The organism is Mesotoga sp. HF07.pep.5.2.highcov (genome assembly GCF_003666285.1).
GTDB classification, from domain to species: domain Bacteria; phylum Thermotogota; class Thermotogae; order Petrotogales; family Kosmotogaceae; genus Mesotoga; species Mesotoga prima.
The window spans coordinates 1-8,880 of the sequence record NZ_JFHJ01000296.1; the positions used below are offsets into that span (position 1 = coordinate 1).

Below are 8,880 nucleotides of genomic sequence, written 5' to 3' on the forward strand. Positions count from 1 at the left end.
TGGAGAACTCCAAGCTTGAAAAGCTGATCTTTTTGATCATTTATGAGTTCTTCATGTTTCTTCCCAAGCTGTCTTAGCTTCCTTACTTCTAGCTCCAACCTCTTTGTAAGTCTTATTCTGCTAATAGCAACGGCCATTCTTCTGCTTATATCATCAAGAATTTTAAGATCTTCTTTGTCGAGATGTTTATATGCTCTGAATTCTCCTTCAATATCTTCCCTGTCTGCAGCGACGATCAGTCCGTTTAGTGTTCCTTCTACGGCTAGAGGAATAGCCATGAAGGAGCCCACAGAAACATCTTCTTTAAAGATTGCAGATGAGAGATCTGATTTTCTCGCAGAAACGAAAAGCTTCTCACTTGCCAGTTCACTCAACTGATCATCAGAAATCTCTATTTCGATTCCCTTGAGAGGGTTATTACCGTTTCCCACAGCCGCCTTCAGGTGAAGACTCTTTCCCTGCCCTTCGAGATAGAAGATCCATCTAACTCTCAACATTTCTCTTGCTATCTCCAATGATTTACGTATCAATTCTTCAACTTGAGTTTCGGTTTCCAGTACCGAAGTAAGCTTTGAAACCAGTTTCAGTCGTCTGAAAGCTTCCTCTTCGGCTGATCTTTTCAGCGAATAATGCAAAGCAAGCTCAATTTCCTTTATCCAGTCCTTGAGTGATTTATTCGATTCTGCGCCTGCAGACATAATCAGTAGCCCATGAGGTTCTCCATCGTAAGAAAGACTGACGAGAAATACTTTTTCTCTGAATTCTTTGCCATGAGAGGAAACAACAACGTTCATCTCTCCCGAAAAATCCTCAGAAAGCTCCTTCAGAGAGGGATTTAGGCTTAACCTTATCTCTCTACCAGTGCGAGTGAAGGCTTCATCTGGGTTGACTTCTTTGAAAACGTTTCGATATTTCTCCAGTATGAACAGCGATGCTTTTGAAGAGGGTTCAGAAGAAATCTTCTTCAAAATCCTCTGGATTACTTCATCGAATGATTTCTCAAAATTTGTTTTCTTCAGCATTACCACCACTCTTTCCTGCAATTTCGTTCATCCATTTCATGTGTTGAACATGACTCCCATTCCAGTAAAGCTGGCCACACCTGGTGCATTTGTAAAGCCTTTCTGCCGTAAGCACCACATAATCTGGAACCATTGCAACATCTTTTAGGGAAGCCTCTTCAAGCAGACCGTTGCATTTCGAGCATCTGCTAAGAAAGTGAACATCGTCCAAACCTATCTGGAATCTTTGAATTACAGATTTGAGCTGCGAGCGCCAGTTCTCCGACTTGATTAAATAAGATCTGATCCCAAATTTAATCGCGACCTCCATCGCTTTCTTACTCTTAGTCAAAAACACATCCCGATTCTCAACTGACTTGCCTATCTCATTTCTAGAGCATATTTCCGTGTCAAAACCCATCAGTCTGAGCTTCCTCGCTAGTTTGGTTAAGGGCTCTTCAACCAAAAATCTCATTTCTTCACCATAAAAGAGAACACTACCCCTGCATAGTTTCTCTGGTCAACAAGATCGAAGGATCCTGCCCCTTGCAAGACAAAACCCTTCTCTCTTACAGAAGATTCGACTATAAGCATTCCGGCAAGGTTTAGAAGCTCGGTATTTCTTTCAAGAACTGCCATAAGAGGCTGGATGTATTCCTCATCGAAGGGAGGGTCCGCAAATACGACGTCAAATGCGATTCCGCTTTTTACGAATGATGGAATTGCCCTACGAAAATCTGAGCAGAGAATCTCCAGATCCATAGAGGGATCAATTCCCCGTTTGTTTCCAAGAATTGAATTGCAGGCCCTTCTTGAAATCTCAACTGCCAAGACGTTGGCCGCACCCCTGCTAATGGCTTCAAAAGATATTATCCCACTCCCCGAAAAAAGATCTAAAAGGGACTTTGAGTTTATATCTATAACGTCGAAGAGGGCCTTACGAGCTAATTGGGGAGTGTGCCTGGTTTTCTTTGCTGTTGTTGGGTTAATCATTCTCCTGGCGAATTTTCCGCCGGTTATTGTCAACATGCTATCCTACCTCAATCAGTCTAGCTCTCTCTGAATAGACCCTTTCCATTTCGATTCGTAGAGCACCGTGCTCAAGGAGTTCGGGGTCTTCTTCCATCAGTTGTTTTGCGTCTTCTCTTGCCTTGAAGAGGAGATCTCGATCGTTTACAATGTCACCAATAAGGAACTGAGGCATACCATGCTGCCTTAAGCCAAGAAACTCGCCCGGTCCTCGAAGTCTTAGATCAAGCTCGGCGACGTCGAATCCGCTCGAAGTAGAAGCGAATTCTCTGAGCCTTGAGAGAGCATCATCTGAAATAGCTTTATTCATAACCATTACACAGATAGATTTAAGATTGCTTCTACCGACACGCCCTCTAAGTTGATGTAGCTGAGCCATTCCGAATCTTTCGGGGTGTTCAATAACCATAACAGTGGCGGTGGGTATATCTATCCCAACTTCGACAACGGTTGTTGAAACGAGAATCATGCTTTGCCTTGATCTGAATCTCTGCATTATCTCTTGCTTCTCGTTATCGTTTAACCTGCCGTGAAGCAATTCAACACCTACCCCTGGGAATACTTCTTCTCTAAGTTTCGTTGCTTCATCGGTAGCATTTTTCAGATCGATCTGTTCTGATTCTTCGATGAGCGGGTATATGAAAAATGCCTGATGACCCATCTTCAGTTCATCTGAGATGTATGAGTAAAGATCTTTAAGTCTTTTTCTTGCGAGGATAATTGTTCTGACTGGGGATCTTCCTTTTGGCAATGTAAGAATTGTCGAAATATCGAGGTCTCCATAAACCGTTAAAGCAAGAGTCCTGGGAATTGGAGTGGCGGTCATGACGAGACTGTCGAGAAGCCTGCCTTTTGTTGTCAATGTTTCTCGTTGCTTGACCCCAAATCTATGTTGTTCATCGACAACCACAAGGCCAAGATTTTTAAATTCAACACCATCCTGGATGAGTGCGTGAGTACCGACAACCACATCTATTTCTCCCTTCTTCAACCTCATCCTCACAAAATCCTGTTCGTTTTTTTTCAATGATCCCGTCAACAGACCGGTTTCAATCCCAATAGGCGAAAGTTCTCTCTTGATCTTCTCATAGTGCTGCATTGCAAGTACAGAAGTAGGTACCATCAAGGCGCTCTGATAGCCAGCTTCGTAATTATCGACCATTGCCAGTTCAGCGACCAGAGTCTTCCCGGAGCCAACATCACCTTGAAGTAGTCTATTCATAGGCGAAGCGGCCCTCATGTCATCTCTGATTTCTTCGAAAGCAGTAACCTGATCTTTAGTTAGTTCAAATGGCAAGGATTCGATCAGTCTCTTCGACAAGACGCCGCTGATTTCCTTTTGGAGACCCTGATACTCTTTCCTAATCTGGCGTTTTCTGAATAAGATTGTAGTCTCAAACAGAAAGAACTCCTCATAGGCCAGCGATTCTCTAGCCTTCCTAATTTCATAAAGGCTCTTTGGAAAGTGAATAGCGGTAAACGCATGTTTTCTGGGAAGTAATCCCCTTTCAGTGGTTATTGAGGAAGGTACTAGATCGTCCAACGATCTTACCAAGCCGAGATTTCGTTTGACGATCTTTCTCATCATCTTCATAGAAATGCCCGAAGTTAGCGAATAAACAGGAAGGATTTCTCTTGGCACTTCGCCTTGGATCTCCTCTATTTCTGGAGAGTTCATCTCCATGGGGCCAAATGGAGTTCCCTTTGCCAAACCGTGAATCAAGTACTCTCGGTCCCTCCTAAGCTTCTGAAGAATATAGTCCTGATTAAACCACTTAAGAAGCAACTGACCAAAACCATCGCTGACTACTGCTGAGATAATTGTATAACCCGATGCCTTCTTTGCAGAGAAGTTCAGAAGACGGCCTTTTACACTTACCTTTTGGTCAGGAACTATCGAGGAAATGGGCATAATTATCCTTCGATCTTCGTAATCTCTCGGGAAATATTGTATTAGGTCGCCAATTGTTTCGATATCCATTCTCTTCAGTATCTTTGATCTCGCTTCACCTACCGAATACGCGTACTTAATGGGTGTCGAAGGTGAAACCGGTCTACCAAGAAGAGATTCAATTTCTTCTGAATTGTGAAGTAGAAAAAAATTCCTTAGCTTGGCTATCATTTCGAGGCCGTTTTTCAATCTTTTGACCTTTCGATCATGAGGAAACTCGTCAATTCTGGAGAGGTAAGAAATAAACTTAGACAAGTATTCGCCAAGCGAGGAGAAATAAGACAACTCGGACCTATCGAGCAAAGATAGGAAACGCTTGAGCTCGGGTAATACATTATCTTCCCTTTTGCCGCTGAGGTGAGCTTCGAGAAGTCTTTCACATTCTTCAAGGAATTGCTCCAAGAGCATTATTCTGCTTCTCTCTCCCCGTAGCAAGCAAGTCCAAAAACCGCAGGACCGCTGTGACAAGCTATCGTAGGCCATATTCTACCGCTGACCAGCTCAATGTCACTTCTAGATATTCCAAGTCTCGACTCGATCGATTCTATAAGCCATTCAGTTGTCTCATGCATAACGGTTAAATACTCTTCGCTTCCATAAATCGAGTAAAGCGCGATTGATTTTCTCCTGTTTTGAAGAAATTCCACGATGTTCTGAACCATCTGTTCCTGAAGCTTCTTCATACCTCTGAGTTTTGCTATTGGGCTTATAAATCCTTCTTCATCAACAGAAAGAATTGGTTTTATGTTTAGCAAGGTTCCTGCGAGCCCCTGCGCCTTTCCTATTCTTCCATTCTTAATGAGATACTTCAAAGTGGGAACACTAAACTCCATAAAAGTATTATCAATGACACGGGGTACGCTTTCAAAAACCTCGTCTAGACTACATCCAGTTTCAACGAGCTTGATAAGCTTTCTGGCCACAAGATTAGCACCAATAGACACTTTTCTGGTATCGACCACCCGAACATCTATTCCTTCGACCATTTTGGAAGCCATTACGCAAGTTTCGTACACCCCTGACATCTTTGATGAAAAGTGAATATCAAGAAGCTCTGTATATCCTCTTGACCTAATATCGTTATAATATTCAAGTACCTGACCCAACGGTGGCTGCGCCGTATGAAATTCCTTTGAGTTTTCAACGATTCTATAAAACACATTCTCCATGAAGTCAAAGTCATCGTTGTATTCCTTATCGTCAATTATCACCTTCATCCCCATGAAAAATAGCTTATGCTCCCGCACAAAATCCCTGCTAGGTGCACAACCGGAATCAACGGATATTGCTATCAAATCGCTCACCTGCCTTCGGCGAATATTATTTCTTCTTTATCTCCATTATCTAATCGCACACACCAACTCCCATTAATCTCATCCGTTTCCAAGTGATAACCGTTGATCTCAACAGCCAGCTTTTTTCCATGTTCCATACTGAACCGAAGAAGCTTTTCTGCTGAGACTCTTACTCCTCTCATTATTGAAGCTTCTAGCATCAGCTGGGTGTTTTTCGTGTTGGAACTGACAATGTTCAATGCAAAAAGGGAAGTTATGGTGCAAATGCTTAGAAGCAGTACAGCCAGAACTAGTGTAACAACATTGCCTTTTTTCATTATTCTCCTTTCAAATAACCTACGTAAGGAAGATTGCGATAAACCTCCTCGTAGTCAAGTCCATAACCGACTATGAACTGATCCCCAATCTTTTCACCTGTAAAATCAATTTTGACTCCATGATCGTGAATGGTCTTTTCGAAAAGCGATACTAGTTTTACATCCGCTGGTTTTTGCTTCCAGATATAGTTGATAATGTACCTGAGAGTTCCTCCTGTGTCAACTATGTCTTCAACAAGCAAGACGTAGCGATTGGTAACCGATTCATCTACCCAGGTTTTAACTCGAATCCTACCGGTAGTTGATGCTCCAGAATAACTGGAAACATGAACAAAGTTGTATCGGACCTTCAAATTCAGCCGCTTAAGTAAGTCACTGTAAAAATGAACCGACCCCTTCAAGATACATACTGCAGTAATTTCATCAGTAATCGGTGAATAGTATTCATTAATCTTCTCTGCCAGTCCATTGACGATTTTCTTCAGTTCCTCTTCTGAATAAAGGACTTCGATTCTTGCAGGATCAAAGAGCATTTCCTTCACCTCCGGGAGTCACGATAATTATACCATCGGAGGATAATGATGCGATCGAATAGCAAAAAGCTGAATGTAGAAATTGATGCACAATTGCGTTAGAATGCTTTTTGTCAAGCAAGGAAATTTGGTAGAAATAATTGTCTGATTTGTGGGCGGGGCGAAAGCATGAGTGAACACTATCTCCGTAACTATGTGGATTGTACGGAATATAAACTTCCTCTTGATCTCCAGGATGTCTTTGGAAGAAAGAGAGAGACTTTCTTAGAAATTGGTTTTGGGAGCGGAGAATTCATACTTCAGAAGGCAATTGAGAACCCCAATGCCGATTATCTTGGTGTTGAGCTATCAATGATAAGTGCCAAAAAGCTTTTGAAGTCACTCTCAAGGAATCATGTTGGAAATGTTCGCGCACTGCTTGTGGATGCATCTTTTGCTCTGCGAAACATACTTCCTAAAGATTCAATGTCGGGAGTATACATGAATTTTCCTTGTCCGTGGCCAAAAAAGAGACATTCAGAACGGAGGCTCAATTCAGTTAATTTCCTTGAGAAGATTGCCAAAGTGTTAAAAAAGGGTGGTTTTTTCCAGCTGTATTCGGATTCAAAAGAGTTTGTTCATGAAATGTTTGGAGAAGTTGGAAAGACGAACTGTTTCGATGATCCAGTCCTTGAAGTGAATCCTACGGTCGGAGTAGGAACAAGATACGAGAAGAAATGGCTGGATATGAGTAAAGAGATCTTTAGGATGAAATGCATAAGAATCAAATGCGAAATAAATGGTGAAGAGGACGTGGTTCGTGTGTCGAACTTGTGGATCGATGACATTGACGAGAAATCTCTTCAGAAAGTCGACGGGAAGAGTTTTTCGAAAAATGAGTTTTTTGTGAAATTCATGGGGCTGTACAGAAATATGGACCGCAATACCTTCTTGATTGAAACGCTAACAGTCGATAGGGACTTCTCCCAGCGATTCTACATAAATCTATCAAGGCGAGGGAATCGTTGGCTCATCAAACTGGATAGCCAAGCAAGACCGTTCAGGACTAAGGCTGTGAAGTTTGCTCTGAGAGTATTGTCAGAGAAAATCGCGAAGAAAGATCCTGGTGGAGACCAAAATCATTAGATCTCTCAGTTATTGCCGATATTGTTATTGGTCAAATAGAAAACGAAAGCTCATTCTTCAAAGAAACAGTTTCCAAGCTATGAAAAAGTGGGGCGCTTCAGCACCCCACCCGGAACAGGCAACCTACAGCTTCTTGAAGAGAAGAGAAGCGTTGTGACCTCCAAATCCAAAGGAATTCTTCTGTACGAAATGTAATTCTTTTTCAACTCCAAAGTTCGGAGTATAGTTCAGATCACACTCTGGGTCAGGACTCGAATAGTTTATAGTGGGTGGAATAAAGGAATTTTTCATTGAGAGTAGAGTTGCCACAGCTTCTATGGCTCCTGCTGCACCTAGTGCGTGACCAGCCATCGACTTCGTCGAACTAATGTTCAAGTCTTGTCGATTTCCAAATAGACGCTTAATCGCTCGGGTTTCCATTAGGTCGTTCAGTGGAGTCGAAGTACCATGAGCATTGATGTAGTCAACTTCTGAGGGATCAACTCCGGCTTCTTCTAAAGCCATTTTCATCGCTCTGTACGCTCCGTCTCCGGACTCTTCCGGTGAAGTAATGTGAAATGCGTCGTCGGTTGAGCCGTAACCAACAACCTCTCCGTAGATCATAGCGCCTCGTTTCATGGCATGTTCATACTCTTCTATGATCAATGTTGCCGATCCTTCAGCCATAACAAATCCATCACGATCACGATCGAAGGGTCTGGAAGCCGTTTTAGGAGCTCCACGTGAAAGAGCGTTCATATTCGAAAATCCAGCTAGAGCAAGAGGTGTTACTGTGGCTTCCGAACCCCCCGTCATGGCAATATCGAGAATTCCGCCTCTAATAAGCCTTGTGGCTTCACCTATTGCATTGGTTGCCGAGGCACACGCTGTGGAAAGGGTGAAGTTTGTGCCTCTGAAATTGAAGCGAATTGCCAAAAGTCCGGGGGCCATGTTTGCTATCGTCATAGGGATAAGGAAGGGACTGATTCTTGACGGACCTTTGTTCATTAGGACAGAATGCTGATCTTCTATCACATCCATACCACCAAGTCCCACGCCGTAAATTACCCCCGCTCTTTCGGAGTTTATTCGACTATTCCCCAGCCCGGAATCATCGTACGCTTCACTTGCGCTCGCGATTGCCATCTGGACAAACCTTGCATTTCTCTTTGCATCTTTTCTATCCATGTATTTAGTTGGATCAAAATTCTTAACCTGACCGGCAACCTTTGCCCCATATTCGGACACGTCAAATGTGCTTATCCAGTCTATTCCCGAGGTACCAGATTTAAGCGATTCCCAGAATTCTGTAAGATTAGTTCCGATCGAGCTAATAACTCCCATTCCAGTAACTACGACTCTTTTCATCTTATTTTTCATCGAGCGTGCTTATGAATTTGACAACATCATCAATGGTTCTGAAGCTAGACGCCTGGCTGTCACTGATCTGAACTTCGAATTTGTCTTCAAGCTCCATGACAAGATCTACCAAGTCTAGTGAATCTGCACCGAGGTCTTCAATAAATCTCGAATTACCACTGATTTCACCAGCTTCCACTCCCAGACTATCTGCAACGACTGAGATCACTTTTTCCTGAATTGTTGATGTTTTTTCCACTGAGCTCACCTCTCAAAGTTTAGTTTTCAGTT

Annotated in this window: 10 protein-coding genes; 1 reads left to right on the plus strand and 9 read right to left on the minus strand. The window is 42.7% G+C overall.

The window, feature by feature from the left end:
* The 7 genes from BG32_RS06260 to hpt all read right to left on the minus strand — a co-directional run.
* The coding region (locus BG32_RS06260; protein WP_121526571.1) for a GAF domain-containing protein at positions 1-1,022 on the minus strand (1,022 nt) is incomplete at its 3' end.
* Positions 1,000-1,476 (minus strand): Mut7-C RNAse domain-containing protein, encoded by a 477-nt coding sequence (locus BG32_RS06265; protein ID WP_121526572.1) that lies wholly within the window; start codon positions 1,474-1,476, stop codon positions 1,000-1,002. The genes BG32_RS06265 and BG32_RS06260, both read right to left, overlap by 23 nt.
* Positions 1,473-2,030, minus strand: coding sequence for an RsmD family RNA methyltransferase (locus BG32_RS06270; protein ID WP_006492175.1), 558 nt, complete (start codon positions 2,028-2,030; stop codon positions 1,473-1,475). The genes BG32_RS06265 and BG32_RS06270 overlap by 4 nt, the downstream gene beginning before the upstream one ends.
* 1 nt (position 2,031) lies before the next feature.
* Positions 2,032-4,389: an ATP-dependent DNA helicase RecG gene (recG, locus tag BG32_RS06275; RefSeq protein ID WP_121526573.1), complete on the minus strand. Its 2,358-nt coding sequence runs from the start codon at positions 4,387-4,389 to the stop codon at positions 2,032-2,034.
* Positions 4,389-5,285: a DegV family protein gene (locus BG32_RS06280; protein ID WP_121526574.1), complete on the minus strand. Its 897-nt coding sequence runs from the start codon at positions 5,283-5,285 to the stop codon at positions 4,389-4,391. Before BG32_RS06280 ends, recG begins: the two co-directional genes overlap by 1 nt.
* Positions 5,282-5,593: a hypothetical protein gene (locus BG32_RS06285; protein ID WP_121526575.1), complete on the minus strand. Its 312-nt coding sequence runs from the start codon at positions 5,591-5,593 to the stop codon at positions 5,282-5,284. Before BG32_RS06285 ends, BG32_RS06280 begins: the two co-directional genes overlap by 4 nt.
* The gene (gene hpt / locus BG32_RS06290) at positions 5,593-6,126 is read right to left on the minus strand and encodes a hypoxanthine phosphoribosyltransferase (RefSeq protein ID WP_099771952.1); all 534 of its coding nucleotides are present in this window, start codon (positions 6,124-6,126) and stop codon (positions 5,593-5,595) included. The genes BG32_RS06285 and hpt overlap by 1 nt, the downstream gene beginning before the upstream one ends.
* A 168-nt stretch (positions 6,127-6,294) precedes the next feature.
* On the opposite strand from hpt, the gene trmB reads away from it, so the two are divergent.
* Positions 6,295-7,251, plus strand: coding sequence for a tRNA (guanosine(46)-N7)-methyltransferase TrmB (gene trmB, locus BG32_RS06295; protein ID WP_121526576.1), 957 nt, complete (start codon positions 6,295-6,297; stop codon positions 7,249-7,251).
* Between the two features lie 123 nt (positions 7,252-7,374).
* Here trmB and fabF read toward each other — a convergent pair whose 3' ends face one another.
* Both fabF and acpP read right to left on the minus strand, forming a co-directional pair.
* Complete coding sequence (gene fabF / locus BG32_RS06300; RefSeq protein WP_121526577.1) at positions 7,375-8,598, minus strand: beta-ketoacyl-ACP synthase II; 1,224 nt, start codon at positions 8,596-8,598, stop codon at positions 7,375-7,377.
* Position 8,599: 1 nt separating this feature from the next.
* Positions 8,600-8,848, minus strand: a complete 249-nt coding sequence (acpP, locus tag BG32_RS06305) for an acyl carrier protein (RefSeq protein WP_006492186.1) — start codon at positions 8,846-8,848, stop codon at positions 8,600-8,602.
* Between the last annotated feature and the right edge of the window lie 32 nt (positions 8,849-8,880).

Excerpts from the sequence above, each read along its gene's own strand:
- BG32_RS06265 (WP_121526572.1), bottom strand. The coding sequence starts at position 1,476 with ATGAGATTTTTGGTTGAAGAGCCCTTAACCAAACTAGCGAGGAAGCTC.
- BG32_RS06270 (WP_006492175.1), bottom strand. The coding sequence starts at position 2,030 with ATGTTGACAATAACCGGCGGAAAATTCGCCAGGAGAATGATTAACCCA.
- recG (WP_121526573.1), bottom strand. The coding sequence starts at position 4,389 with ATGCTCTTGGAGCAATTCCTTGAAGAATGTGAAAGACTTCTCGAAGCT.
- BG32_RS06285 (WP_121526575.1), bottom strand. The coding sequence starts at position 5,593 with ATGAAAAAAGGCAATGTTGTTACACTAGTTCTGGCTGTACTGCTTCTA.
- hpt (WP_099771952.1), bottom strand. The coding sequence starts at position 6,126 with ATGCTCTTTGATCCTGCAAGAATCGAAGTCCTTTATTCAGAAGAGGAA.
- trmB (WP_121526576.1), top strand. The coding sequence starts at position 6,295 with ATGAGTGAACACTATCTCCGTAACTATGTGGATTGTACGGAATATAAA.
- fabF (WP_121526577.1), bottom strand. The coding sequence starts at position 8,598 with ATGAAAAGAGTCGTAGTTACTGGAATGGGAGTTATTAGCTCGATCGGA.